The sequence below is a fragment of the Phenylobacterium sp. genome (assembly GCF_036821595.1).
Lineage (GTDB): Bacteria > Pseudomonadota > Alphaproteobacteria > Caulobacterales > Caulobacteraceae > Phenylobacterium.
The window spans coordinates 15,272-41,615 of the sequence record NZ_DAISJG010000002.1; the positions used below are offsets into that span (position 1 = coordinate 15,272).

General features: G+C 69.9%; 22 protein-coding genes. 8 read left to right on the forward strand and 14 right to left on the reverse strand.

All coding sequences use genetic code 11. The annotated features are described in order from the left end of the window. Positions 1-85: 85 nt before the first annotated feature. Entirely contained in the window at positions 86-1,714 is a 1,629-nt protein-coding gene (locus V7Z97_RS01565) for a response regulator (protein ID WP_334160959.1), read from the reverse strand. Positions 1,715-1,907: 193 nt separating this feature from the next. On the opposite strand from V7Z97_RS01565, the gene V7Z97_RS01570 reads away from it, so the two are divergent. Then, a complete protein-coding gene (locus V7Z97_RS01570) occupies positions 1,908-2,300 on the forward strand; it encodes a response regulator (RefSeq protein WP_325462153.1) in 393 nt (130 codons plus the stop codon). Between the two features lie 105 nt (positions 2,301-2,405). Here the strand turns inward: V7Z97_RS01570 and V7Z97_RS01575 are convergent, their stop codons facing one another. Together V7Z97_RS01575 and V7Z97_RS01580 are read right to left on the reverse strand one after the other, a co-directional pair. Continuing rightward, positions 2,406-3,704, reverse strand: coding sequence for an OmpP1/FadL family transporter (locus tag V7Z97_RS01575; protein ID WP_334160962.1), 1,299 nt, complete (start codon positions 3,702-3,704; stop codon positions 2,406-2,408). A 90-nt stretch (positions 3,705-3,794) separates the two neighbouring features. After that, positions 3,795-5,198, reverse strand: coding sequence for a sensor histidine kinase (locus V7Z97_RS01580; RefSeq protein WP_334160964.1), 1,404 nt, complete (start codon positions 5,196-5,198; stop codon positions 3,795-3,797). A 221-nt stretch (positions 5,199-5,419) separates the two neighbouring features. Between V7Z97_RS01580 and V7Z97_RS01585 the strand changes: the two genes are divergently transcribed. The 3 genes from V7Z97_RS01585 to V7Z97_RS01595 all read left to right on the forward strand — a co-directional run bounded on the left by V7Z97_RS01585 (position 5,420) and on the right by V7Z97_RS01595 (position 8,853). Then, a complete protein-coding gene (locus tag V7Z97_RS01585) occupies positions 5,420-6,865 on the forward strand; it encodes a sensor histidine kinase (protein WP_334160965.1) in 1,446 nt (481 codons plus the stop codon). A gap of 26 nt (positions 6,866-6,891) precedes the next feature. Next, positions 6,892-7,266, forward strand: a complete 375-nt coding sequence (locus V7Z97_RS01590) for a response regulator (RefSeq protein ID WP_334160966.1) — start codon at positions 6,892-6,894, stop codon at positions 7,264-7,266. 246 nt (positions 7,267-7,512) lie between these two features. Beyond that, positions 7,513-8,853, forward strand: coding sequence for an aminotransferase class I/II-fold pyridoxal phosphate-dependent enzyme (locus tag V7Z97_RS01595; RefSeq protein WP_334160967.1), 1,341 nt, complete (start codon positions 7,513-7,515; stop codon positions 8,851-8,853). Between the two features lie 168 nt (positions 8,854-9,021). Here the strand turns inward: V7Z97_RS01595 and V7Z97_RS01600 are convergent, their stop codons facing one another. After that, positions 9,022-10,248, reverse strand: a complete 1,227-nt coding sequence (locus V7Z97_RS01600) for a hybrid sensor histidine kinase/response regulator (RefSeq protein WP_334160968.1) — start codon at positions 10,246-10,248, stop codon at positions 9,022-9,024. A 278-nt stretch (positions 10,249-10,526) separates the two neighbouring features. Between V7Z97_RS01600 and V7Z97_RS01605 the strand changes: the two genes are divergently transcribed. Further along, positions 10,527-11,174 carry an OmpW/AlkL family protein gene (locus V7Z97_RS01605; protein WP_334160969.1) on the forward strand — a complete coding sequence of 216 codons (648 nt, stop codon included), beginning with the start codon at positions 10,527-10,529 and terminating at the stop codon, positions 11,172-11,174. A gap of 9 nt (positions 11,175-11,183) precedes the next feature. Here the strand turns inward: V7Z97_RS01605 and V7Z97_RS01610 are convergent, their stop codons facing one another. From V7Z97_RS01610 to V7Z97_RS01620, 3 genes are all read right to left on the reverse strand, one after another. Next, on the reverse strand, positions 11,184-11,681 hold the full coding sequence (locus tag V7Z97_RS01610) for a response regulator (RefSeq protein WP_334160970.1): 498 nt from the start codon (positions 11,679-11,681) through the stop codon (positions 11,184-11,186). A 244-nt stretch (positions 11,682-11,925) separates the two neighbouring features. Next, positions 11,926-13,188 (reverse strand): TetR/AcrR family transcriptional regulator, encoded by a 1,263-nt coding sequence (locus V7Z97_RS01615; protein ID WP_334160972.1) that lies wholly within the window; start codon positions 13,186-13,188, stop codon positions 11,926-11,928. Positions 13,189-13,264: 76 nt separating this feature from the next. Continuing rightward, positions 13,265-14,035, reverse strand: coding sequence for an exodeoxyribonuclease III (locus tag V7Z97_RS01620; protein ID WP_334160973.1), 771 nt, complete (start codon positions 14,033-14,035; stop codon positions 13,265-13,267). Between the two features lie 78 nt (positions 14,036-14,113). Between V7Z97_RS01620 and V7Z97_RS01625 the strand changes: the two genes are divergently transcribed. Then, a complete protein-coding gene (locus V7Z97_RS01625; protein ID WP_334160975.1) occupies positions 14,114-15,682 on the forward strand; it encodes a long-chain-fatty-acid--CoA ligase in 1,569 nt (522 codons plus the stop codon). Here the strand turns inward: V7Z97_RS01625 and V7Z97_RS01630 are convergent. From V7Z97_RS01630 to V7Z97_RS01660, 7 genes are all read right to left on the reverse strand, one after another. Beyond that, on the reverse strand, positions 15,679-16,293 hold the full coding sequence (locus V7Z97_RS01630; protein WP_334160976.1) for a glutathione S-transferase family protein: 615 nt from the start codon (positions 16,291-16,293) through the stop codon (positions 15,679-15,681). The genes V7Z97_RS01625 and V7Z97_RS01630 overlap by 4 nt on opposite strands. Positions 16,294-16,345: 52 nt before the next feature. Beyond that, complete coding sequence (locus V7Z97_RS01635) at positions 16,346-16,624, reverse strand: hypothetical protein (RefSeq protein ID WP_334160977.1); 279 nt, start codon at positions 16,622-16,624, stop codon at positions 16,346-16,348. A gap of 308 nt (positions 16,625-16,932) precedes the next feature. Then, positions 16,933-18,204 carry a glycolate oxidase subunit GlcF gene (glcF, locus tag V7Z97_RS01640; RefSeq protein WP_334160979.1) on the reverse strand — a complete coding sequence of 424 codons (1,272 nt, stop codon included), beginning with the start codon at positions 18,202-18,204 and terminating at the stop codon, positions 16,933-16,935. Then, on the reverse strand, positions 18,204-19,367 hold the full coding sequence (gene glcE / locus V7Z97_RS01645; RefSeq protein ID WP_334160980.1) for a glycolate oxidase subunit GlcE: 1,164 nt from the start codon (positions 19,365-19,367) through the stop codon (positions 18,204-18,206). Before glcE ends, glcF begins: the two co-directional genes overlap by 1 nt. Beyond that, a complete protein-coding gene (locus V7Z97_RS01650; protein ID WP_334160982.1) occupies positions 19,367-20,854 on the reverse strand; it encodes an FAD-linked oxidase C-terminal domain-containing protein in 1,488 nt (495 codons plus the stop codon). The genes glcE and V7Z97_RS01650 overlap by 1 nt, the downstream gene beginning before the upstream one ends. Before the next feature lie 39 nt (positions 20,855-20,893). Continuing rightward, positions 20,894-21,673, reverse strand: coding sequence for an enoyl-CoA hydratase/isomerase family protein (locus V7Z97_RS01655; protein ID WP_334160984.1), 780 nt, complete (start codon positions 21,671-21,673; stop codon positions 20,894-20,896). After that, positions 21,673-22,827, reverse strand: a complete 1,155-nt coding sequence (locus V7Z97_RS01660; protein WP_334160986.1) for an acyl-CoA dehydrogenase family protein — start codon at positions 22,825-22,827, stop codon at positions 21,673-21,675. Before V7Z97_RS01660 ends, V7Z97_RS01655 begins: the two co-directional genes overlap by 1 nt. Positions 22,828-22,937: 110 nt before the next feature. On the opposite strand from V7Z97_RS01660, the gene V7Z97_RS01665 reads away from it, so the two are divergent. Next, complete coding sequence (locus tag V7Z97_RS01665) at positions 22,938-24,593, forward strand: AMP-binding protein (RefSeq protein ID WP_334160988.1); 1,656 nt, start codon at positions 22,938-22,940, stop codon at positions 24,591-24,593. A gap of 9 nt (positions 24,594-24,602) precedes the next feature. Then, a complete protein-coding gene (locus tag V7Z97_RS01670) occupies positions 24,603-26,195 on the forward strand; it encodes a carboxyl transferase domain-containing protein (protein WP_334160989.1) in 1,593 nt (530 codons plus the stop codon). The last annotated feature ends 149 nt before the right edge of the window (positions 26,196-26,344 follow it).

Genomic DNA, 26,344 nt, shown 5'->3' on the forward strand with positions numbered 1-26,344 from the left:
AGCTTCGGTGACGGGGTCGGCCGGACGGTGTGGTTTTCGGGGCGCAAGGCGCGCGGAATTTGTGCGCGCCGCGCGGGTGCGGCGCCTAGTGGACGTAGTCGGCCTCGGCCAGCGCCTGGGCGACCGCCTCCAGCAGGGTCTCGGCGCGCAGCGGCTTGGTCACGTGGCGGTCGGCCCCGGACTTCAGCGACATGGCCACGTGCTCCGGCAGGGCGTGGGCGGAGAGCGCGATGATCGGCGTCCGTTCCAGCCCCAGCTCCGCCTCCTGGCGGCGGATGGCGCGGATGGCCGACAGCCCGTCCAGCACCGGCATCTGCACGTCCATCAGGATCAGGTCGAACCGCTCCGAGGCCACGGCGTCGAGCGCCTGGGCGCCGTCGCCCACCAGCGTCAGGTCCACCGGCTCGTTGGACAGCATCAGCTCCACCACGCGGCGATTGGTGGCGTGGTCGTCCGCCACCAGCACCTTGGCCCGGCGGCCGTCGCCGGCGATCGCGGTCGGGCCCGGCGCGGCGAGCGCCCGGTCCAGCGCCGAGGGCGCGCCCAGCGGCAGGGTCAGGGTGAAGGTCGCACCCTTGCCCGGCGTGGCGCTGGCGGTGAGCGTCCCGTCCATCAGCTCGGCCAGGTGCCGGGAGATCGCCAGGCCGAGGCCCGAGCCGCCGAACTTCTGGGCGATCGAGCCGTCGGCCTGCTCGAAGCGGCCGAACAGCTCCGCCGTCCGCGACGGCTCGAAACCGATGCCGGTGTCGCGCACCTCGAAGCGGAAACCGCCGTCCTCGCGGAGGGTGACGCGCAGGCTGACCGAGCCCTCGGCCGTGAACTTGACCGCATTGCTGATCAGGTTGGTGAGGATCTGTTGCAGGCGCAGCGGGTCGCCGCTGACCGTCGCCCGCGTCGCCGGGTCGAGGGTGACCGTGAAGGCCAGCCCCTTCTCCTTGGCCTGCGGCCGGAACAGGTTCGCGACCCGCTCGACGATGGTCGGCAGGTCGAAGCGCTCCTTGCGGATCTCCAGCTTGCCGGCCTCCACCCGCGACAGGTCGAGGGCGTCGGACAGCAGGCGCTCCAGCGCCTCGGCCGACTCCACGATGGTGCGGACCATCTTGCGCTCTTCGGCCCCCTCCAGCCGCTCGGAGAGCACGCTGGCCACGCCCAGGATCCCGTTCAGCGGCGTGCGGATCTCGTGGCTCATGTTGGCCAGGAAGTCCGACTTGGCCCGGGTCGCGGCCTCGGCCTGCTGGACCGTGCGGCGCAGCTCGACGACGAGCTTCTCCAGGCCCGGCTGGTCGCGGCGGCCCCGCTCCTCGGCCTGCTTGCGGGCGATGTGCGCCTCCAGGCGCGCCTGGGCGATGTCGAAGTCCACCGGCTTGGTGAGGTAGTCGTTGGCGCCGAGCTTCAGGGCCCGCACCACGTCGGCGCTGGCGTCCTTCACGGTCGCCATGATCACCGGCAGGGCGGAGGAGGAGTAGGTCTCGCGGATGCGGCTCAGCACCTCGAAGCCGCTCATGTCCGGCATGACGATGTCGAGCAGCACCAGGTCCACGGACTCCCGCGCCAGGATGGCCAGGGCCGTCGGGCCGTCCGCGGCCTCGAGCACGTCGAAGCCGCGCCGCTCGAAGCGGCGGCTCATGATGATCCGGTTGTCCTCCAGATCGTCGACGATCAGGAGGCGGGGCCGGATCAGGCTGGCGACGCTGGACTGGTCGTGTTCCGACACAGCGGATCCTTTGGCGGTGTTCTGCGCCAATCTGCCACGCAGCCCCTTAACCGAGGGTGGATGGCGCGTTGACCGAATGGTTACCCCTTGCGGGATAGGTTGGACCCCAAGTCCGCCGGATCAGATCCGGCTGCAGAATGCAGGGGCGATCTTGTCGACGGAAACTGAAAGCGGGCGCCGGCTGCGCGTCCTCATGGCGGACGACCATCCGACCAACCGGGCCGTCGTCGAGGTGATCCTGGGCCTCATCGACTGCGATCTCGTGCAGGTCGAGGACGGGCTGCAGGCGCTCAACGCCTACAAGGCCGACGACTTCGACGTGGTCCTGATGGACCTGCAGATGCCGGTCATGGACGGCCTCACCGCCATCCGCGAGATCCGCAGGTTCGAGGTCGAGCAGGGTCGCCACCGCACGCCCGTCCTGGCCGTGACCGCCAACGCCATGAGCGAGCACGTGCAGGCCTCCCGGGCCGCCGGCGCCGACCACCACATCGCCAAGCCGATCATCCCGGACCTGCTGATCGGGGCCATCATCCAGTCCACCACCGAGGCCGCCGCCGCGGAAGCCCGCGCCGCCCACGGCTGACGGGTCCGGCGGCGTCCGCGCCGGTCACCTGACATCGCCCGAAGCAAAAAGGGCCGGAGCTTCGCCAGCTCCGGCCCTTCTTCGTTTCTGCGGCTCAGCCGCGGACTAGAAGGTCCAGTCCAGGCCCACCGAGGCGGCCAGCGCGTCACCCTCGAAGCGGCCGTTGGTCGGCACCACCGTCTGCGCCGGCGTGCCGCCGTAGAAGACGTCGAGGTCGGTCAGGTGGGTGTCCTTGAACCGGGTGTAGGCCAGCGCCCCGTTGAGCGTCACCGCCGGCTGCAGCCGCGCGCTCGCGCCGACCGCGAAGACCCAGCGGTCGCTGTCGAACACGCCGGGCTCGCGCAGGGAGTCCGGCGTTGGCGTCGGGTCGTACTGCACGCCGCCGCGCAGCGTCCACATCTCGGTCAGGTCGTGGTCGACCCCGACCGCCACGGACGTGGAGTCCTTGAAGCGCTGGGGGATGCCCACGGTCGCGCCGGCGAAGGTGACGTCGATCGTCTGGTTCACGCTCCAGTCCGAATAGACCACCTGCCCGTTCAGGGTGGTGGCGTCGGAGAGGTCGAACCGGACCCCGGCGGTCAAGGTCGCCCGCGTGTTGAAGCTGGCGTCGGCCGGCGCGGCGAAGTTGGCCCCGTCGAGAGGCGCCTGCAGGCCGCTCAGGACCAGGCCGCCTTCCAGCTCGTGCTCGACCTTGGAGCGGTAGCTGACGCCCACGGTGACGCGCTCGAAATGCGCCTGGGCGCCGGCCGTCCATCCATAGCTCCAGCCGTCGGCGGTGAGCTGCGACAGCCCGTCGGCCATGCCCGCCCCGAGGTTCGGATAGGCCTGGTCGTAGTAGGCGTCGGTCTTATTGGCGGTGAGGCCGAAGCCCAGGTCCAGCCACTCGGTCGCCTGGATGGCGGCCGCGCCCTGGATCTCCAGGACCTCGATCTTGCTGCGGACGGTGTCGTACCGCGCCCAGGAGCCGGCGCCGAAGTCCGTCTTCAGGCGGTAGGGCTTGTGCACGGAGACGCCCACGGCGAAGCGGTCGCCGAACGGCAGGGCCGCAGCGAAGTGCGGCGCGGTGAAGTCCTGGCTGACCTCGTCCACCGGCGAGATCCCGCCCACCCCGAAGGAGGCGCCGCCCGGATAGACGATGTTCGTGGCCACGTCCGAGAACGTCGTGGAATCGTTGCGGTGGTGGATGCCGACGCTCATGCCGCGGCCCCCGCGGGCGATCGCCGCCGGGTTCCAGAACAGGGCCGACGCGCCGGTGTCGGCGACCTCACCCGAGTTGGCGCGGCCGAGGCCTTCCACCGACACCTCGGTGACTCCGAAGCCGCTCGCCGCAGCCTGGCCCGCACCTGCGAGCAGGGCGCCCGCCGCCACGAGGCCACAGGCGAGCCGAATATCTTGATGACGCACTTTGTATCCCCGACTTCTGGCGCGGCTTGGGAGTAGCCGAACGTGGTTATTGTAGGCGGGATCGGTTACCCGCCGATTTACGACAAACCCTTACGCAGCAAGGGATTGCGCGGGCTCGGTCTGGGCATCGTCGATGGTCGCAACCGCTGGCAGGCGGACGATGAAGGACGAGCCGTGGCCGGCTTCGCTGCTGACCGAGATGCCCCCGCCCATGAGGGCGCAGAGCTTCTGGCTGACGGCCAGGCCGAGGCCCGTGCCGCCGTACTGGCTGGAGGTGCTGGCGCTGACCTGTCCGAAGTCCTGGAACAGCTTCGGCAGGTCCTCCTCGGCGATGCCGATGCCGGTGTCGTCGACGCGGATCTCGATCCAGTCGCCGGCCGGCTTCTCGTCGCGGCGCACGGTGACGGTGATCGTCCCCTCGCTGGTGAACTTGGCGGCGTTGGACAGAAGGTTCAGCACCACCTGCCGCAGCTTGGTCTGGTCGGTGGTCACCGAGCCCAGGCGGCCCTGCGGCTTCAGCACCAGGTGGTTGCCGTTCTGGCTCATCAGCGGCTGGGCGGTGGAGCCCACATGCTCGATGAACTGTTCCAGCTCGAAGGTCTCGAGGCTGAGCTCGACGGCGTTGCTCTCGATGCGCGAGACGTCCAGCACGTCGGTCACCAGGGCCAGCAGGTGCTGGCCCGCGGCGTTGATGCGGCCGAGGTCGGCCAGCTTCTGGTCGTCGGCGCCGGTGTCCTGGCAGTGCTCGAGCAGCAGCTCGGAGTAGCCGATGACGGCGTTCAGCGGCGTGCGGAACTCGTGGCTCATCTTGGCCAGGAAGATCGACCGGGCGAGGTTGGCCCGCTCGGCCTGGTCCTTGGCCTGGCGCAGCCGGATGGCCGTGGCGCGGTGGCGCTCGGCCTCCCGCTCCAGGTCGGACCTGAGCCCGATGGTCGACACGTAATAGACGGCCATCCACATCATGTAGACGGTGGCCGAGAAGATCGAGATCCAGCCCACGTTGGTGAGCTGGTCGAGCGGCACGCGCTCGTCGAACGAGCCAGCGATCGCATAGGCGGCGTAGAAGGCCAGCAGGTCGCCGGCGAACATGCCCAGCACCAGCAGCGGGCGCTCGCCGAGGTAGAAGAACCCGAGCAGCAGGGCGACCAGCAGCCACGGCAACAGCGGCGAGGAGACCCCGCCGTAGTGGAACGAGCCGAACAGCGAGGCGAAGGCCAGGGTCTGCACCGACAGCAGCGCCACGAGCTGCAGGTTCTTAGTGAACTTCAGGACGAACGGCAGGGCCCAGAAGGACCAGATCGCCGCGACCATGGTCCAGACGATCCAGTTCGGAGTCGGATCGGTCAGGTAGAGGAAGACGCAGATCGACTGCGCCATCAGCGGCCCGAAAAGGTGGGTGAAGACGAAGTTGCGCGCCAGGCCCAGCTCGGAGCGCTCGCGCTTGGCGGCCTCCGGCACGAACCAGTCGATCATCCTAAGGATGGATTCCCACATGCCCAGCTCCGCCCCGCTTCAGGGCGCCCCAATTTTCCGGACGAAGTGAGCCTCAGCACCGATTAAGAACTCGTGCACGACGCCCTTTAACCCAGCTAACCCGATCTTAATTGGAGCCGTGGAGACTGGTGGGAACCTCGGGTTCAACTCGGGGCGCCGCAAGTCGATCGTGGTGAATGCCTAATCGATCCTTGCCGGCTCTTGTTGGGGGCGGGTTCGATATGACCACCATGGCAGCGCAGGCGACCAACCTGCTCGATCGCTTCATCGACTGGTTCATTCCGGCCGAGGTGAAGGCTGAGCGCGACAAGCGGCAGCAGGCGCGCATGTTCCTGATCAGCCACTGCCTGGGACCGTTCCTCGGCAATGTGGTGCCGGGCGCCCTGCTCTTCCTGGATCCGACGCCGGGCTGGCCGACCTTCTGGCTGGCGGCCTCGATCACCTCGTTCTGGGCCTATCCGTTCCTGCTGAAGTTCTTCGGCCGGTACAACCTGTGGACCTTCGTCTCGGTCCAGAACCTGCACTTCTGCATCCTGTGGAGCTGCTACTACTACGGCGGGGTCACCTCGCCGACGCTCCCCTGGGTGCTGACGATCCCGCTCCTGGCGTTCTTCTACCTCGGCAACTCGCCGGAGCTGCGGAAGTACGCGCTGGCCCAGTTCGGCCTGAACTTCGCGGCCTTCGTCGCCCTCTACCACTTCCTGCCGCCGCCGGCCGACGACACGCCGCGCGAGGCCCTGCAGGGCCTGGGCATCGTCTCCACCCTGGCCTGCGCCGGCTACGTCACCATGATGGCGCTCTACTACCGCCGGATCCTGCAGTCGGGCGTCGAGCTCGAGGCGGAGATGCGCGGCCACATGGCCACCGCCGCCCAGCTGCGCCGGGCCACCGCCGAGGCCGAGCGCGCGGGCGCCGCCAAGGCCGAGTTCGTGGCGTCCATGAGCCACGAGCTGCGCACGCCGCTGAACGCCGTGATCGGCTATTCCCAGATGCTCCTGGAGGACGCCGCCGACGAGGACGACCAGGAGGCGATCGCCGACCTGGAGAAGATCCACAAGGCCGGCCACCACCTCCTACGGCTCGTCAACGAGGTGCTCGACCTCTCCAAGATTGAGGCCGGCAAGATGGAGCTGGTGCCCGAGGACGTCGCCGTGGGCGAATTCATCAACGCCATCGTCGAGCACAAGCGCGCAAAGGGCGACGCCAAGGGCGTTCCGATCGTGGTCGACCTGGGCCCGGGCCTCGGCACCGCGCGCTGGGACGGCCAGCGCGTCCGCCAGGCGGTGGGCCAGATCCTCGACAACGCCGTCAAGTTCACCGAAAAGGGGCGCGTCACCGTCGGCGTGGAGCGCAGGTCCACGCGCGCGGGGGAATCTATCGTCATCGAGGTGCGCGACACCGGCATCGGCATCGCCCCGGAGATGCTGCCCACCCTGTTCGAGAAGTTCACCGTCGCCCGCGACGCCAGCACGTCGAAGTATGGCGACACGGGTCTCGGCCTGGCGCTCAGCCTGGCGCTCTGCAACCTCATGGGCGGGGCCATCCAGGCCGAGAGCGAGCTCGGCGAGGGCTCCACCTTCACCATCACCCTGCCCGCGGCGCCGGCGCCGAAGCGCAAGCGCCGCACCCGCCTCGACGCGCCGGCCGCCGACCTGGCCGCCGCCTGATCCCGAAAGACCCCGGAACAGCCGCCATGACGAAGATCCTGCTGGTCGAAGACAACGAGATGAACCGGGACATGCTGACCCGCCGCCTGACCCGGCAGGGCTTCGAGGTCTGCTGCGCACCCGACGGCCCGTCGGGCGTGGCCATGGCCGAGAGCGAGCAGCCGCACGTGATCCTGATGGACATCGCGCTCGGCGACATGGACGGCTGGGAAGCCACCACCCTGATCAAGGCCCGCCCTTCCACGGCCGACATCCCGATCATCGCCCTGACCGCGCATGCGCTGGCCACCGATCGCGCCAAGAGCGTGGAGGTCGGCTGCTGCGACTTCGACACCAAGCCGGTCGACCTCCCCCGGCTGCTGGGCAAGATCAACGCCTGCCTGGGCGCCCGCGCCGCCTGATCCCGAGCGGAGCCCGGAGCTTGCAGCGCCCGCCTCTGGCGGGCGCTTTTGTTTTGCCCCAGAGGCGGCGCAACCGCGAATTTTGCAGACACACCAATAACTTGTGACGCAAGATTCGATTAACTGCATGAAGTCACGGCAAGTTAACTGCGCCTGTAAATCTTCGCGTCATCTTATGTACACTGACCAATAACACCTAGGGTGTACAACGTCCTCCGAACCCGAGAACAGGGTGGGGAGCTATCAATGCTGAAGGCATTCAATAACTATACGCCGCCGGCAGCCCTCACGGGCAGCATGCGGGACTATCGCTACCCGAAGGGCAGCGACCTGGAAGCCCGCGTGGCCGGCTTCTTCAAATGGCAGAACCTTCGTCGCCAGCACGGCCTGTGGCCGTTCTCGCGCTCGACGGAGGAGAGCCCGTCCACGGTCTGCGCCGCGCGCGACGACGCCGGCGGCAAGATCCATGGCGTGAACTTCGCCAGCCAGGACTATCTGTCGATGTCGACCAACCCGGTGATCAAGAAGGTCGCCCAGGACGTCATCGAGGAGTTCGGCGTGCACAGCGCGGGCTCCGCCGCCCTGCTGGGCAACACGCACCACTCCGTGCTGCTGGAGCGCAAGATCGCCGACTTCCTCGGCATGCCCGAGGCGATCCTGTTCCCAACCGGCTGGGCCGCCGGCTACGGCATCATCAAGGGCCTGGTGCGCTCCACCGACCACATCGTGATGGACTCGCTGGCCCACACCTGCCTGCAGGAAGGCGCCTCGGCCGCCACCCGCAACATCTACCTGTTCCGCCACAACATGGTCGGCGAGTGCCGCAAGTGGCTGGAGAAGATCCGCGCCAAGGACCAGGAGAACGGCATCATGGTGGTCATCGAGTCCCTGTACTCGATGGACTCCGACGTGCCGGACATCGCCGCCATGCAGGCGCTCTGCGATGAGTTCGACGCGACCCTGATGGTCGACGTGGCTCACGACCTGGGCAACCTCGGCGACGACGGCCGCGGCCACATCGGCATGCAGGGCATGCTGGGCAAGGTCGACCTGGTCATGGGCTCCTTCTCCAAGACCTTCGGCTCCAACGGCGGCTTCGTGGCCTGCCGCTCGCGCGAGGTGAAGGAGTACCTGCGGTTCTTCTCGCCGCCGTGCACCTTCTCCAACGCCCTGTCGCCCATGCAGGCGGCCACGGTGCTGAAGGCCTTCGAGATCATCGAGTCCGTGGAAGGCGCCGAGCTGCGCAACAAGCTGATGACCAACGTCCTCAGCCTGCGCCGCCAGCTCGTCGAGGCGGGCTTCGAGGTCTACGGCGAGCCGTCGGCCATCGTCTGCGTCAAGGTCGGCACCGAGGGCCTCGCGCGTCTCGTCAGCCGCCGCCTGCCCGAGGTCGGCCTGATCGCCAACCTCGTGGAGTTCCCGGCCGTGCCGAAGGGCCAGGCCCGGTTCCGCATGCAGGTGATGGCCAACCATACGCCGCAGAACATCCGCGACGCGGTGCAGCGCCTGAAGGACGCCTACGAGGTCGGCCACGCCGAGTTCGAGACGCTCAACGCCGAGCCGGAATCGATGCGCGCGACGGCCTGAGCCCAGCGCGAGCCACAACGAAGAAGGGCCGGGCGGTGACGCCCGGCCCTTTTTCGTGGGCGGCTGGTAGGTGAACGCATCCCTCTATGCTGATCCGACTTGAGCCCACGGCCGGAGCAGACTTGCTGCCGCGGCCTCAAGGGCCGCCGCGCCCGCAAGCGCGCCGGCCTAGGCCGCCGCGGCCTGGGCCTTGAGCGGCAGCTCGACGCGGAACACCGCGCCCTCGCCGGCCTGGCTCTCGGCGGTGATCGTCCCGCCCATCAGCTCCACCAGGCCCCTGCAGATCGCGAGCCCCAGCCCCACGCCGCCGAACCGGCGGGTCAGCGAGCCGTCGGCCTGCTCGAACGGGTTGAACATCCGGCGCGCGGTCTCCTCGTCGAAGCCGACGCCGGTGTCGCGGATCTCGAAGGTCAGACCGTCGGACGAACGGGCCACGCGCAGCGAGACCTCGCCGGCCTCGGTGAACTTCACGGCGTTGTCCAGAAGCTTGCCCAGCACCTGGCGCAGCCGCTGCGGATCGCACTCGATCGGCGCGCCGGCGTCCTTTCCGATCTCGGCCGTGAAGGCGAGCCCCTTGGCCTGGGCCTTGGCGGCGGCCGCGCCCGCGGCCTCCTCCACGATCTTGTCCAGCGCCGCGGTCTCCGGGCTGAGCTTCAGCCCGCCGGCGGTGAGGTCGAGGGTGTCGAGGAGGTCGGCCACCACGCCATGCAACTGGTCGGCCGAGGCGTTGACGATGCCGACCATCTTGCGCTGCTGATCGCTGAGCTCGGTGCGGGCCAGCATCTGGCCCATGCCGATCATGCCGTTCAGCGGCGTCCGCAGCTCGTGGCTGACGATGACCAGGAACTCGTCCTTGGACCGGTTGGCGGCCTGAGCCTCGGCGAGCGCGTCGCGGAGCTGTTCGGTGCGCTCGGCGATGCGGCGCTCCAGCTCCTCGTTGGCCCGGGACAGCGCCTCGTGGGCCCGCCGCACATGTTCTTCCGCCTGGCGGCTGCGCACCTGGGTCGAGACCCGGGCGAGCGCCACGGCGAAATCCACCGGCTTGGTGATGTAGTCGTTGGCGCCGGCGGTCAGCGCCTCGACGATGTCCTGGCTCTCGGTCTTGCCGGTCACCATGATCACCGGCAGCTGGACGTCGGTGTGCTTCTCCCGGATCCGGCGCAGCACCTCGAGCCCGTTCATGTCGGGCATCATCACGTCGAGCAGGACGACGTCGAAGGTCTCGCGCGCGATCATCTCCAGGGCGCCGCGCCCGGAGTCCGCCTCCGCGATCTCGTAGCCGCGGCGCTGGAAGCGGCGGCCGAGGATGGTTCGATTGTCGGCGATGTCGTCGACGATCAGGATCCGCGCGGGCGGCTCCTCGTCGGCGATGCTCGCATGGCTCTCCTCAGCCATAGCTACCCCAATAGCGCGAATACGGTCTGCGATGAGACCGCATGCTGGACCCGACCGTTTAAATATCCGTGCACGTTACAGAGCGCGCGCACCCACAGGAGCGCCGCGGCCCACACCTCCGATTGCTGAGCGATGATCTACAGCAACCCGAGGTTTTCATTTATGGTTACCTGATTATTATTACGGTATAAACCAGTGATCAACGTTCACCTCAGCGTTTCTTAAGGTTTACGCCGTAGAACCGCATCCAACGATTGAAACAAAGTGGGATGCAGGTGATGGCTTCCTTTAAGATTGCGGCCGCGGCCGCCCTGGCGGCGGTTTCCATGGCCGGCGCCGCGAATGCACAGGAGGCGAGCCGCTGGTTCGTCCATCTCGGGCCGGCCTACGTCGACCCGGTGGAGAGCGCCTCCATGACCGCCGGCGGCGCGCCGGTGGCCGGGGCCAACGTCTCCATCGACGGTCGCTGGACCCTCGAAGGCGAGATCGGCTACTTCGTGACGCCGAACGTGGCCTTCGCGGTCGCCGCCGGCCTGCCGCCCAAGTTCAACGTGGACGCCGACGGCACCCTCGCCGCCCTGGGCCGCGCCGGCACCATGACCGGCGGCCCGGCGGGCGTGCTCGTGCAGTACCACTTCAATCCTGAAGGCCGCTTCCAGCCCTATGTGGGCGCCGGAGCCTCCTTCCTGATCGTCTTCGACACCGAGGACGCGGCCCTCAACGACCTCGAGGCCGACAGCGCCATCGGCACGGCCCTTCAAGCCGGCGCCAACTTCATGGTCAACGACCGCTGGGGCGGCTTCGTGGACGTGAAGAAGGCCTATGTGGGCACGATCGCCAAGGCCAACCTCGGCCCGACGCCGGTCCGCGCCAAGGTCAAGGTCGACCCGCTGGTGTTCAACGCGGGCCTGACCTACCGCTTCTAGTTCGAGGCTTCAGGCGTCCTCGGGCGGCCGCTTGCGCCGCTCGGGGCCCTTGTAGTCCGGGTCCTGCCGCCGACGGCGGTCGGGCCCGAAGTAGTCTTCGGACCGCACGAACGGCCGGGGCGCGTGGATCAGCGCCTCCATCCGCTTCAGCAGCCCCACGATGGTGAAGGGCTTGCTCAGGAACTCGGTGACGCCCGCGTCCCGGGCCGCCTTCACGCGCCGCTGCTCGGTATAGCCGGTGAGCATGAGGATCGGCAGGTACGGGTTGGAGCTGTGCGGGTCCGTGCGGATCCGCTTCACCAGCGAGATCCCCTCGTCTCCCTTGCCCAGGTTCTGGTCGACGATGATCAGGTCGTAGGGCTCCGCCTGCAGCAGGCTGAACGCCTTCTCCGCCGTCGTGGCGAACTCCACCTGTTGCGCGCCCACGCTCCCCAGGACCGACTTGACGATCTCTGCGGCGTTACGGTTGTCATCGACGATCAGTAGACGGAGGGCTTTAAGGTCCATGCATCCGCTCTGAAAAGCCCCCCGTGCGCCGCGGGCGGCGCTCTTGCCGAACGCCGCGACGGCCAAATGCAGTCACCCGGACTGAATTTGAACGACCGGGTCAGCCCCTATCTGACACCTTAGGCCAAGCTTAGCCAAGCCCTTGAGAACGCGCGCCTTGCCGGAAAACGCCTGTCGCGCCAGCGCTGGTTGAGCCGGGGACATCCTAGCCGTGTGCGGACGATCCTCGCCGCCTGCGGGCGGCTCAGCCGGCGGCCGGCGCCTGCGAGAGCAGCCCCTCGAAGAGCGGCCGCACATAGTGGGCGGCGGCCGCCTCGGAGGGCAGCCCGGGCGCCCAGAAGCTCAGCTCCGCCGAGGCATTGATCATCCCTGTGATCATCTGGGCGGCGACGTTGACGTCCACCGGCCGCACCGAGCCGTCGGCGACGCCGTCCGACAGGATCGAGGCGAAGCGCATCGAGACCCGGTCGAACTGACGCACCAGCTGGGTGTTGATCGACTTGGGCACCGTCGTCAGGGCCGAGGTCCTGAGCAGCGGCAGGTTGCCGGTCATCTGGTGGTGCACCAGCGCCACGGAGGCCTGGGCCAGGACCTTCAGCCCCGAGCCGCCCTCCGCCTCGGCCGCCCGGATCGCCCGCCACATGATCTCGCAGGTCCGCTCGAAGCAGGCGACGACCAGGTCGTCCTTGGTTTCGTTGTGGTGGTAGAAGGCGCCCTTCGAGACGTTGAGCCGCGCCGAGATCCGCTCCACCGAGGCGCCGTGGTAGCCCTCCTCGTTGATCAGGGCGGTGGCCGCCCGCAGGAACAGCTCGGCCGACGCCTCGGCGCTCGGGTCCTCGTCCCGCGTCAGGCGGGGGATCTCGAACTCGGGCCATGCGACGCCGGGCGGCAGGATCCCGTCGGCGAGGATCGCGCCCATGCGCCGGGCCACCCGGCCATAGTCCTGCACGTCGGTCATCACCAGCCAGGCGACGCTCCAGAACAGCTCCGACAGCAGCAGGTGTGTGCGGGCGTTGCGGTCCAGCCGCGGAAGCTCGGCGCCGGGCCGCCCGGTCAGCAGCTCGCGGGCATGGCGGAACATGTTCACGTAGGCCTCGCCCACGGGCGCGGAGTTCAGGGCGCGCACGTCGTTGAACACCACGATCTGCTCGGCCTCGCCCAGGGCCGCCTGACGCTTGAACTCGAAATAGGCGTCGACGAAGGCCTGCAGCCGGGTCCGCTCGTCCGCGCCCGCCGCCAGCCCGACGCCGATCAGCGCGTCGAACCGCTCGATCGCCTTCATGAAGCAGGCGGCGGCGAGCTCCTCCTTGTTCTTGAAGTAGTAGATGACCCCGGTCGGGACGAGGTCGAGCCGCGCCGCCACGTCGCCCAGGGTCATGCCCCGCACCCCGCGGACGTTTATCTCGGCGACCGCCGAGGCGATGATGGCGTTGCGCCGCGCCTCGAACCGGCGCGTGGGCGTGCGCGGCGGCTTCACCGTCACAGGCCTGGACTCGGCAGCAGACATTCCCGCCTCATGTTCTCCCGTCCAGCGGGCAGGATTGCCCGCGGAAGGAGGCGCCAAAATGGCCGAGGGCGGACGGCTAGGCCAGCGTGATCCAGGCCGGCGCATGGTCGCTGGCGCCAGGCTCGCCCCGCACCTCCCGGTCGACCCCCGCCGCCGCCAGCCGCGGAGCGAGGCGCGGGCTGAGCAGCAGGTGGTCCAGGCGCATGCCGGCGTCCCGGCCCCAGGCGTCGCGCAGATAGTCCCAGAAGGTGTAGATCCGCGCGTCGGGGTGGAGCGCGCGGATGGCGTCGGTCCAGCCCTGATCGAGCAGCCGGCGGAAGGCGGCCTTGGTCTGCGGCTGCTGCAGGGCGTCGGCCGTGCGCGGCTTCACACGGTAGATGTCGAGGTCAGTGGCCACCACGTTGTAGTCGCCGGCCAGCATCGCGGGCACGTCCGCCGCCAGCAGGTCGGCGGCATGCGCGATCAACCGGTCGAACCAAGCCAGCTTGTAGGCGAACTTCGGGCCCGGCTGCGGATTGCCGTTCGGCAGGTAGAGGCAGCCCACCAGCACCCCGCCCACCGCCGCCTCGATGTAGCGGGCCTGGTGGTCGTCGGGGTCCCCCGGAAGGGCGCGGCGCGTCGGCACGGGCGTCCCGCCGCGGGCCAGGATCGCCACCCCGTTCCAGGTCCGCTCGCCCGTCCACACCGCCCCGTAGCCGGCGGCCTCCAGGGCGCTGGCCGGGAACAGGGCGTCGGACGTGCGGGTCTCCTGCAGGCAGACCACGTCGGGCTGCGCGCGTTCCAGCCAGGCCAGCAGGTTGGCCAGCCGCTTGTTGACGTTGTTGATGTTGAAGGTGGCGATCTTCATCGGCTGGGCTGCATTACGTCCGCCGATCCGCTAGCGTTCCGGTCAACGGCGGACACACGCCGGATCAGGGAGCGAACCATGGCGGATTCCGCGGCCGACACCATCCAGCTTTTGACCGACATTCCGCGGGTCCACGCCCGTGGACGCGGCGACCACTTGGCCGTGGAGTTCGAGGGCCGCGGCCTGACCTACGCCGAGCTGGAGCGCCGGTCGAACCAGGCCGCCGGCCTGCTGCAGGCGCTCGGCGTCAAGCCGGGCGAGCGGGTGGGCTGGCTCGGGAAGAGCTGCGAGGCCTGGTACGAAATCATGTTCGGCGCGGCCAAGGCGCGCGCCTGCCTGGCCCCGATCAACAGCCGCCTCGCCGTTCCGGAGATCGCCTTCATCCTCAAGGATTCCGGCGCGAACGTCTTCTTCGTCACGCCCGACTTCTTCGCCGCCGCCGAGGCCGTGACCGCCCAGATCGACCGGCCGATCCGCGTCCTGGCGGTGAACGGCGAGCATCCGGGGTTCGAGAGCTACGCCACGCGCCGCGACGCCGCTCCGGCCCCGGCGCTGGACGCCCCCCAGCCCGACGACGACGTCCTGCAGCTCTACACCTCCGGCACCACCGGCTTGCCCAAGGGCGTTCGGCTGAACAACGCCAACTACGCCGCCTTCCTTGCGCTCCGCCACCAGGTGGAAGGCTTCGACTACGGGCCCGACGACACCGTCCTGATCGTCATGCCGCTCTTCCATGTGGCCGGCACCAACATCAGCTACGCGGGACTCTCGGCCGGGGGCCGGCTGATCCTGATGGCCGACTTCAATCCGGTCGAGGTGCTGCGCCTGATCGAACAGGAGAAGGTGGCGCACGTCTTCCTGGCGCCGGTGATGATCAACGTCCTGCTGCAGACGCCGCAGGCGAAGACCACCGACTTCTCCAGCCTGAAGACCGTCTCCTACGGCGCCTCGCCGATCTCCGAGGCGGTGCTGAAGCAGGCCACCGAGACCTTCGGCTGCGGCTTCATCCAGTTCTACGGCATGACCGAGACCTGCGGCGCGGGCACGACGCTCGCGCCCTCCGAGCACAAGGGGGAGCTGATGCGCTCCTGCGGCCGACCCTGGGCGACGCTCGAGACCCGCATCGCCGACGAGAACGGCCGCGAGTTGCCGCCGGGCGGCATCGGCGAGATCGAGATCCGCGGGCCCATCGTCATGGCCGGCTACTGGAACCGGCCCGAGGCCACCGCCGAGACCATCCGGCCGGACGGCTGGCTGCGCACCGGGGACGCCGGCTTCATGAACGAGGACGGCTACTTCTTCGTCCATGACCGGGTGAAGGACATGATCGTGTCCGGCGGCGAGAACGTCTATCCGGCCGAGGTGGAGAACGCGATCCTGGGCTGCCCGGGCGTCGCCGACGCCGCCGTCATCGGCGTCCCGGACGAGCGCTGGGGGGAGGCGGTGAAGGCCATCGTTGTGCCCGCGCCGGGCGCCGAGCCCGATCCGGAGCAGATCATCGCCTACGCCCGCCAGCGGATCGCCGGCTTCAAGGCTCCGAAGTCGATCGACTTCATCGAGGCCCTGCCGCGGAACCCCTCCGGCAAGGTGCTCCGCCGCGAGCTGCGCAAGCCCTACTGGGAGGGCCGCGACCGCAACGTCGGCTAGGCGCTGGCCGCGACGCTCGGCCGCTCGCGCACCCGCGCCATCCAGCCCTGCAGGCGCTCCAGCTCGGCCGGCAGCGGCTGGCCGACCATGCCGCCGAAGTCGAGGAAGCCGAACAGCAGGACGTCCGCCAGGGTGAAGCGGTCGCCCACCACCCACGGTCCCTCGAAGTTGGATTCCATCCACTGCAGCCCGTCTCGGGCGATCGCCTTCAGGCCGTCGGCAGCTTCCGGCAGGCAGCGCATGCGGTTCTGGAACAGCGGCAGGCCCTCTGCGAAGCGGAAGCCGTTGGCCATGGGCTCGCAGACCTTCAGGTCGACGCGGCGCATCCACATCCGGGTCTTGGCCCGCTCCTCCGGCGTGCGGCCGATCAGCGGCGGGTCGGGGAAGCGCTCGTCGAGGTACTCGCAGATCGCCAGGATCTCGGTCAGGTGCGTGCCGTCGTCCAGCTCGAGCGCCGGCGTCTGGCCGGCGGGATTGATCTTCAGGTACGGCTCCTGGCGGTTCTCGCCGCCGCGCAGGTCCACCTCGACCCGGGGAATGTCGAGGCCCTTCTCGGCGATGAACATCTTCACCACCCGCGGATTCGGGCCGACCGACGTGAACAGCTTCATGAGCTTCCCCCTTGTTGTGGCGGGCGACCCTAGGAGGCTGCCGTAAGGGTGGTCAACGCGCCTCCGGGCCGGTGAAGGAGAGCTGCTGGGCGCTCTTGCCGGCCCCGGCGGCCAGCGCCTGCTCCAGCGCCTCGCGGAAGGCCGCCCAGGCCACCTCGCGCATCTCGAAGACGTCCTGCCCCTCGAACGGGACGGGCACCTTCGCACTGACCGTCGGATGGACCTGGGTCTCGTCCTCCAGCGCCACCTCCACGCTCGCCCACATCCAGGGCCTGGGGCCCGGCTGCAGCCCGCCCTCGAAGGCGATCTTCAGGGTGCGGATCTCCGCCATGCTCGGGTTCCCTTCACGAATCAGTGAGCCGTTAACCAAGGCGTAACCATTGCCTGTGGCGTTCGGTCGCATACCGGCGTATAAATCCGCGCCATGGCCGATCAACACTTCAAACCAGACTTGGTGGGATCGGACGAGAGCCTCGAGCACCTGCTCGACCGTCTCCGGTCCTTCAGCATTCGAACCCCCTCCCGCGGCGGTCGCAGCGGACCGTCCGACTGGGAAGCCTTCGTGACCTCGCGGCGGCCCCCGAGGGGCTCCGGCGGGGCCGAGGCCCCGATCCCGGTCGAGCGCCCGCTCCAGGATTGCTACGCCGTCTGAGGCGCCCGCAGACCGGCCGGCTCCGGCCCGCCCGTCGCCCAGTCCAGCAGCTCCACGGGATGGATCACGGCTGCGTCCAGCGCCGGCTGCATCTGGGAGATGCAGCCGATGTTGCCCGCCGCCACGACCCGCGCGCCGACCGCCTTCAGGTTCGCCGCCTTCCGGTCGCGCAGGCGTCCGGCCAGCTCCGGCTGCAGGATGTTGTAGACCCCCGCCGATCCGCAGCAGAGGTGGGACTCCGCCGGCTCTCGCACCTCGAACCCCGCCTGCGCCAGGAGCGCCGCCGGCGCCGCCTTGATGCCCTGCCCGTGCTGCAGGGAGCACGGCGCGTGGTAGGCGACCGCCATCCGCACCTCGCGCGTCACCGGCGGCAGGCCGGCCTCGGCGATGAACTCCAGGATGTCCCGCGCCTTGAGGGCCGCCGCCTCGCCCTCGGCGCCCGCCTGTTTGCCGTAGGCCTTCAGCGTCGTGCCGCAGCCGGCGGCCGTGGTGACGATGGCGTCGAGCGGCCCCGCGTCGGCCCAGGCCCGGAGGTTGCGCCGGGCCATGCCGGCCGCCTCCTCCGCCCGGCCGAGGTGCTCGGACAGCGCGCCGCAGCAGCCCTCGCCCTTCACCTCCACCACCTCGAACCCCGCCCGCGCGATCAGCCGGGCGGCGGCGGCGCGGATCTGCGGCGCCAGCGCCGGCTCCACGCAGCCCTGCAGCAGGGCGACCCGTCCGCGCCGTCCCGGGGCCGCGCGCTCAGGCTCCGCAGCGGGCGCCCGCTCGGGCAGCAGCCGCAGCATGGCCGCCAGCGGAGCGAGCCGCATCCGCTCCAGCATCGGCGCCAGCGGCCGCGCGGCCCGGCCCAGGGCGAGCGCCGCCCTTAGCCGCTTCGGCCGGGTCAGCACGGCCGGGATCAGCGCCCGCAGCATCCGCTCAGGCCAGGGCCTTCTGTAGTGGTCCTCGATGTGCCGCCGCGCATGGTCGATCAGGTCGGCGTAGTCCACGCCCGAGGGGCAGGTGGTCTTGCAGGCCAGGCACGACAGGCAGCGGTCGATGTGGGTGACGGTCGCCTTCGGCGGCGCCCTCTCCGGCCTCTCCAGCATCGCCCGGATCAGCTCGATCCGGCCGCGCGGGCTGTCGCGCTCGTCGCCGAGCAGGACGTAGGTCGGGCAGGTGGCCGTGCAGAAGCCGCAGTGCACGCACTTGCGGATCGCCGTGTGGGAGCGGGCGAACTCCGGTTCGGCCAGCCGCTCGGGCGGGAAGTCCACACGCATCAGCCGAGCCTTCCGGGATTGAGCACGCCCAGCGGATCGAACGCCGCCTTCACGCGCGCGCCGAGGGCGCCGAGCGGTCCCTCCAGGGCCGCGAAGGCCGCCCCGTCGCCACGGTAGAGCGCGGCGTGGCCGCCCAGGGCGCGGGCGGCGGTACGCACCTGCGCCGGGTCGTCCTCCGACAGCAGCCAGACGAGCCCGCCGGCCCAGTCGTAGAGCAGGTCGCCGGCGAGCGCATGGCCCGCCTTCCAGCCGCCGGCCGGCGGTATGGAGACCCGCCAGAGCGGACGCGGGTCGGCGGCGAACGCCGCCACCTCGCGCACGCCGACCCAGAAGTCGCGGCTGTGGCGGGCGTCCAGCGCCTCCACCCGCCCGAAGCCCTTCAGCGTCGCGACCAGCCCCTCGGCCCGGGCCTGCACCGAGGCGGGGAAGCCCTCCAACCTGAGCGCGGTCACCGCCATCTCGGCCTTCAGCGGCGCGCAGCGGGCGGCGAAGTTCGGCAGGTGCGCCGCCGCCGACACCTCGGCGGGCGAGCCCATGGCGAGGGTCATGGCCTCGTTGGCCTTGCGGTCCTGCAGGCCGAAGAACAGCAGGGTAAGCTCCGTCCGCGCCGCCGGCAGGACCTTCAGGGTCAGCTCGGTCATCACCGCCAGCGTCCCCCACGAGCCAGCCATCAGCTTGGAGAGGTCATAGCCGGTGACGTTCTTGACCACCTTGCCCCCCGCCTTGAACGCCTCGCCTCGGCCGGTGACGCCGGAAAAGCCCAGCAGGTGGTCGCGGGCCGCGCCCGCCCGGACGCGCCGCGGGCCGGAGAGGTTGGCCGCCGCCGTCCCGCCGATCGTGGCCTTGCCCTTCGCGCCCAGCACCTTCGTCAGGGCGGGCGGCTCGAACGGCAGCATCTGGCCGTGGGCCGCCACCAGCTCCTCCAGGTCGGCCAGCCGCGCGCCCGGCTGCACCGTCAGCACCAGCTCCTCCGGCGCGTAGTCGACCAAACGGTCCAGAGCCTCCAGCGACAGCACCGCGTCAGCCCGCGTCGGCCCGATCGCGCGCTTCGTCCCGCCGCTCATGACCTCCAGCGTCCGGCCCGCCGCGCCCGCCTCGGCGATCGCCGCCTGCACGTCCTCGGCATCCCTCGGCCGCAGCGTCCTGTCCTTCGCCTCCAGCATCAGAACCGCGGCAGCTCGGGGAAGGCCAGCTTCCCGCGGTGGACGTGCATCCGCCCGAGCTCGGCGCAGCGGTGCAGGACCGGAAACACCTTCCCGGGGTTGAGCAGCAGGTCGGGGTCGAAGGCGCATTTCAGACGCTGCTGGCAGGCGAGGTCGGTGTCGTCGAACATCGTCCCCATCAGGTCGCGCTTCTCCACCCCCACGCCATGCTCGCCGGTCAGCACGCCGCCGACCGCGACGCACAGCTTCAGGATCTCGGCCCCGAACTGCTCGGCCCGCTCCAGCTCGCCCGGCTTGTCGGCGTCGTAGAGGATCAGCGGATGCAGGTTGCCGTCGCCGGCGTGGAAGACGTTGGCGACGCCCAGCCCGTAGGCCTTGGCCATCTGGTGGATCGCGGCCAGCACCCGCGGCAGCTCCCGGCGCGGGATGGTGCCGTCCATGCAGTAGTAGTCGGGCGCGATCCGCCCGACGGCCGGGAAGGCTGCCTTGCGCCCGGCCCAGAAGGCCAGCCGTTCGGCCTCGCTCTCGGAGACCCGCGCATAGTCGGCGCCGCGCGCCCGGGCGATCTCCAGCACCGCGGCCGACAGCTCGGCGCATTCGGCCTCCGGCCCGTCCAGCTCGACGATCAGCAGGGCCTCCGCCTCGGTGGGATAGCCCGCGTGCACGAAGGCCTCGGCGGCGACGATCGCCGGGCGGTCCATCATCTCCATGCCGGCCGGGATGATGCCTGCCGCGATGACGTCGGCCACGCAGGCGCCGGCCGCCTCCACAGACGGGAAGCCCAGCAGCATGGCCCGCGCCGTCTCAGGCGTCGGCAGCAGGCGCACCGTCACCTCGGTGACCACGCCCAGCAGCCCCTCCGACCCGGTCACCACGCCCAGCAGGTCGTAGCCCGCCGCGTCGTAGCCGCGCCCGCCCAGCCGCACGACCTCGCCGTTCATCAGCACGATCTCGCAGCCCAGAAGGTTGTTGGTCGTCAGCCCGTACTTCAGGCAGTGCACGCCGCCGGAGTTCTCGGCGACGTTGCCGCCGATGGTGCAGGCGATCTGCGAGGAGGGGTCGGGGGCGTAGTAGAAGCCGTCGGCCTGCACCGCCTGACTGATGGCGAGGTTGGTCACGCCCGGCTGGACCACCGCGCAGCGGTTGGCGTGGTCCACTTCCAGGATGCGGTTGAACTTGGCCATGCCGAGCACGACGCCGTCCGTCAGGGGCAGCGCCCCGCCCGACAGCGAGGTCCCCGCGCCGCGCGGCACCACCTTCACGCTGTTGGCCTGGCACCAGGCCAGCACCCGAGAGACCTGCTCCACCGTCTCCGGCAGCACCACGGCCAGCGGCGTCTGGCGGTAGGCCGACAGCCCGTCGCTCTCGAACGGCACGAGCCCGTCGGCGTCCGAGACCACGCCCTCGCCCGGCACGATCTTCCGCAGCGCGCGGACGATCTCGCTCTTGCGGGCGATCGTGGACGCGTCGGGCACGGGCATCTTCATGGGAGGATCAGTAGGCGCTGAGGCCGGCGCGCGCCACCGTCACTCGCCGCCGAACTGCGCCGTCCGCTTCTCGTTGAACGCCGCCACGCCCTCGCGGCGGTCGTGGGTCTTGAACAGCCGGTTGTAGTGGGAGAGCTCCAGGTCCATGGCCTCAGGCAAGTGCATCGCGGCGCCCTCGCGGACCACCGACTTCAGCGCCCGGACCGACAACGGCGCCTTCGACGCGATGGTCCCCGCCACCTCGAGCACCGTCGCCATCAGGGCCTCCGGCGCCGTCACTGCGCTGATCAGGCCGTAGTCCCGCGCCTCCGCCGCCGTGAACAGCCGCCCGGTGGTCAGCAGCTCCACCGCGCGCCGTTCACCCACCGCCCGGCGCAGGAGCTGGGTCCCGCCGAGGCCCGGCATGATGCCCAGCCCCACCTCCGGCAGGCCGAACCGCGCCCCGTCGCCCGCATAGGCGAAGTCGCAGGCGAGCGTCATCTCGCAGCCGCCGCCCACCGCCGCCCCGTTCACCGCGGCGATCACCGGCACGGGCACGGAGAGCTGGGCGCGGATCATCGCCTCGAAGATCTCGTGCTGGGCGGACCAGGCATGGTCGCTCATGCCGTTGCGTTCCTTGAGGTCCGCGCCGGCGCAGAAGTGCCGCCCCTCGCCGGCCAGCACCGCGCAGCGCAGGTCGCTCCGCGCCGCCAGGTGGCTCCAGGCGTGCAGCAGCTCCTCGCCCATCTTCGTGTTCAGCGAATTGGCCGCGTCCGGCCGGTTCAGGGTGACCACAGCGATGCCCGGGGCTGCGTCTTCGACCTTGATGGTTTGCGGCATCAGAAGCTCTTCGGCAGGCCCAGCACGTGGGTGGCCACGTGGCTGAGGATGAGGTTCGTGGAGATCGGGGCGACCTGGTAGAGGCGGGTCTCGCGGAACTTGCGCTCGATGTCGTATTCCTCGGCGAAGCCGAAGCCGCCGTGGGTCTGCAGGGCGACGTCGGCGGCGTACCAGGAGGCCTCGGAGGCCGTCAGCTTGGCCATGTTCGCCTCAGTCCCGCAGGGCTCGCCGGCCTCGAACAGCCCCGCCGCGTGGGCCACCATGTGCTCGGCCGCGGTCGTCTGGACATGGGCCCGGGCGATCGGGAACTGCACCCCCTGGTTCTCGCCGATGGCCCGGCCGAACACCTGGCGTTCTTTGGCGTAGGCGCTGGCGCGGTCGATGAAGAACTTCGCGTCGCCGATGCACTCCGAGGCGATCAGAATCCGCTCGGCGTTCATCCCGTCCAGAATGTAGCGGAAGCCCCGGCCCTCCTGGCCCACGAGGTTCTCCGCCGGGACTTCGAGGTCCTCGAAGAACAGCTCCGTGGTGGCGTGGTTGAGCATGGTCCGCACAGGACGGATGGTCAGCCCCTTGCCCACCGCCTCGCGCATGTCGACGATCAGCACGCTCATGCCGTCCGACGGCTTGGCGGCCTCCTCCCGCTTCTGGGTGCGGCAGAGCAGCACCATCAGGTCGGAGTGTTCGGCCCGGCTGATCCAGATCTTGCGGCCGGAGACCACATACCGGTCGCCGTCGCGCCGGGCGAAGGTGGAGATCCGCGTGGTGTCGGTGCCGGCGTCCGGCTCGGTCACCCCGAAGGCCTGCAGCCGCAGCTCGCCCGAGGCGATCTTCGGCAGGTAGGCCTGCTTCTGGGCCGGCGAGCCGTGCCGCAGGATCGTGCCCATGGTGTACATCTGGGCGTGACAGGCCGCCCCGTTGCAGCCCGAGCGGTGGATCTCCTCCAGCACCGCCGTGGCGGCCCGCAGCCCCAGCCCGGAGCCGCCGTATTCCTCCGGGATCAGCACCGACAGGAAGCCCCCCTCGGTCAGCGCCTGCACGAACTCGGTCGGATAGGCCCGCTCGCGGTCCAGCTCGCGCCAGTAGGCGCCGGGAAAGCGCGCGCACAGCCGACGCACCGCCTCACGGATCTCGGGAAAGGTCTCTTGGGTCACGGGAGCCTTCCTGCCACGCCGACCCCGCGTCAGCCTAGCCTGCGCCTAACCAGATGACACCGCCGGCCACGCCCGCCATCCTGCCGGGAAAGCACGAAGGGAGGAGGACGATGGCGGGCCTGAGCTACGTCCATGGGGCGAGCGCCCGGCCGCTGATCGGCAAGACGATCGGCCAGGCCTTCGACGAGACCTGCCAGGCGCACCCGGACGGCCTGGCGCTGGTCTCCCGCCACCAGGGCGTCCGCTGGAGCTGGGCCGAGCTGAAGACCCGCGTCGATGCGCCGGCCGCCGGCCTGATCCGCCAGGGCCTGCAGCCCGGCGACCGCGTCGGGATCTGGGCCCCCAACTGCTGGGAGTGGGCGGTCGTCCAGTTCGCCACCGCCAAGGCCGGCCTCGTGCTGGTGAACATCAACCCCGCCTACCGCCTGTCCGAAGCCGAGTACGCGCTCAACAAGGTGGGCTGCCGGGCGCTGGTCACGGCCGTGCGCCACAAGACCTCCGAGTACCTGGCCATGGTCCGCGAGCTGCAGGCCTCCGGCCGCCTGCCGAAGCTGGAGGCCGTGATCACCCTTGGCGAGGCGTCACACGAGGGGTGCCTGCGTTTCGGCGACGTCTTCGCCGATCCGGGCTCCGGTGAGCACGCCGACCTCGCCCGCCTGGCGGACCGCCTCCAGTTCGACGACCCGATCAACATCCAGTTCACCAGCGGCACCACGGGCTTCCCGAAGGGCGCCACGCTCAGCCACCACAACATCCTCAACAACGGCTTCTTCGTGGGCGAGGCGATCGGCCTGCAACCCGGCGAGAAGCTCTGCATCCCCGTGCCGCTCTACCACTGCTTCGGCATGGTCATGGGCAACCTGGGCTGCCTCACCCACGCCGCCACCATCGTCTACCCGGCCGAGGCCTTCGATCCGCTCGCCGTGCTGGAGGCGGTGGAGGCCGAACGCTGCGCCGCCCTCTACGGCGTCCCCACAATGTTCATCGCCATGCTGGGCCACCCGGACTTCGACCGCTTCGACCTGACCAGCCTGCGCACCGGCATCATGGCCGGCTCCCCCTGCCCCATCGAGGTCATGCGTCAGGTGATCGCGAAGATGCACATGCCGGAGGTGACCATCGCCTACGGCATGACCGAGACCTCCCCCGTCAGCTTCCAGTCCGGGACCGACGATCCCCTGGACCGGCGGGTCTCCACCGTCGGCCGCATCCAGCCGCACCTGGAGGTGAAGATCGTCGACGCCGAGGACCGTATCGTCCCGCGCGGCGAGCCGGGCGAGCTCTGCACCCGCGGCTATTCCGTCATGCTGGGCTACTGGGACGACCCGGAGAAGACCGCCGAGGCCGTCGACGCGGCGGGCTGGATGCACACCGGCGACCTCGCCACGCTCGACGATGCGGGCTTCTGCAACATCGTCGGCCGGATCAAGGACATGGTCATCCGCGGCGGAGAGAACATCTATCCGCGCGAGATCGAGGAGTTCCTCTACCGCCACCCGGCGATCCAGGACGTGCAGGTGGTCGGCGTCCCAGACCCGAAGTACGGCGAGGAGCTCTGCGCCTGGATCGTCCTGAAGCCGGGCGAGCGCCTCGACGCCGAGGCCGTCCGCGACTTCTGCCGCGGCCAGATCGCCCACTACAAGATTCCACGCCACATCCGTTTCGTGGAAGGCTTTCCCACCACCGTCACCGGCAAGGTGCAAAAGTTCGCCATGCGCAAGGCGATGATTGCAGAGCTTGACCTCGTGCTCGAAAAAACGGCGTAGACCTGTCGCATGAGGAAGCTTCAGACCGCCGTCGATCCGGCCTCGGACGCCTTCGCCGCCAACGCCCGGGTCAACCGGGCGCTCGCCGAGCAGCTGCGCCAGCGGGCCGGCCAGGCGGCCCTGGGAGGCCCCGAGGCCAGCCGCCAGCGCCACGAGAGCCGCGGCAAGCTCCTGCCCCGCGACCGGGTCATGCGGCTGCTCGATCCCGGCTCGCCGTTTCTGGAGGTGGGCCAGCTCGCCGCCTTCGGCCTCTATGACGACGAGGCCCCGGCCGCGGGCGTGATCACAGGCGTCGGCCGCGTCTCGGGCCGCGAGGTGATGATTGTCGCCAACGACGCCACGGTGAAGGGCGGCGCCTACTTCCCCATGACGGTGAAGAAGCACCTGCGGGCCCAGGAGATCGCCCTGCAGAACCGCCTGCCCTGCGTCTACCTGGTGGATTCGGGCGGCGCGAACCTGCCCCACCAGGCCGAGGTCTTCCCCGACCGCGACCACTTCGGCCGCATCTTCTTCAACCAGGCCCGGATGAGCGCCGAGGGCATCGCCCAGATTGCCTGCGTCATGGGCTCCTGCACCGCCGGCGGCGCCTACGTGCCCGCCATGAGCGACGAGACGGTGATCGTCCGCAACCAGGGCACCATCTTCCTGGGCGGCCCCCCGCTGGTGAAGGCCGCCACCGGCGAGGTGATCACGGCCGAGGAGCTCGGCGGCGCCGATACCCACGGCCGCCGCTCCGGGGTGGTCGACCACGTGGCCAACGACGACGAGCATGCGCTCGCCATCGTCCGCTCGATCGTCGCCAACCTGAACACCACCAAGACCATCGACCTGCACCTGGAGGAGGCGAGGCCGCCGGCCTACGACCCCGAGGAGCTCTACGGCATCGTCCCCACCGACGTGCGCGCGCCCTACGACGTCCATGAGGTCATCGCCCGGATCGTCGACGGCAGCCACTTCGACGAGTTCAAGCCGCTCTACGGCACGACGCTCGTCACCGGCTTCGCGCGCATCTGGGGCTATCCGGTGGCCATCCTCGCCAACAACGGCGTGCTGTTCTCCGAGAGCGCGTTGAAGGGCGCCCACTTCATCGAGCTGGCCTGCAAGCGGCGCATCCCGCTGGTTTTCCTGCAGAACATCTCGGGCTTCATGGTCGGCGGGAAGTACGAGGCCGGCGGCATCGCCAAGGACGGCGCCAAGCTGGTCACCGCGGTCGCGTCCGCCGAGGTGCCGAAGTTCACCGTCCTGATCGGCGGCTCCTTCGGGGCCGGCAACTACGGCATGTGCGGCCGGGCCTATTCCCCGCGTTTCCTGTGGACCTGGCCCAACAGCCGCATCTCGGTGATGGGCGGCGAGCAGGCCGCCAGCGTGCTCGCCACCGTCCACCGCGACGCCGGCAAGTGGAGTCCCGAGGAGGAGGAAGCCTTCAAAGCGCCCGTCCGCGAGAAGTACGAGGACGAGGGCAATCCCTACTTCGCGACCGCGCGCCTGTGGGACGACGGCATCATCGACCCCGTCCAGACCCGCGATGTGCTCGGCCTCTCCATCTCCGCCGCCCTCAACGCCCCCGTCCCCGAGACGCGCTTCGGCGTGTTCCGGATGTGAGGCGGGACATGGCGACGTCACCGGCGCGGCGAAGCCGCAACATTTCAACCACGGAATACACGGACGTACACGGAAGGGCGCAGCGCCCGGAGGGGACTTCGTCCGTGTCTTCCGTGTCTTCCGTGGTTCCATTTGTTGCGCCTGCGGCG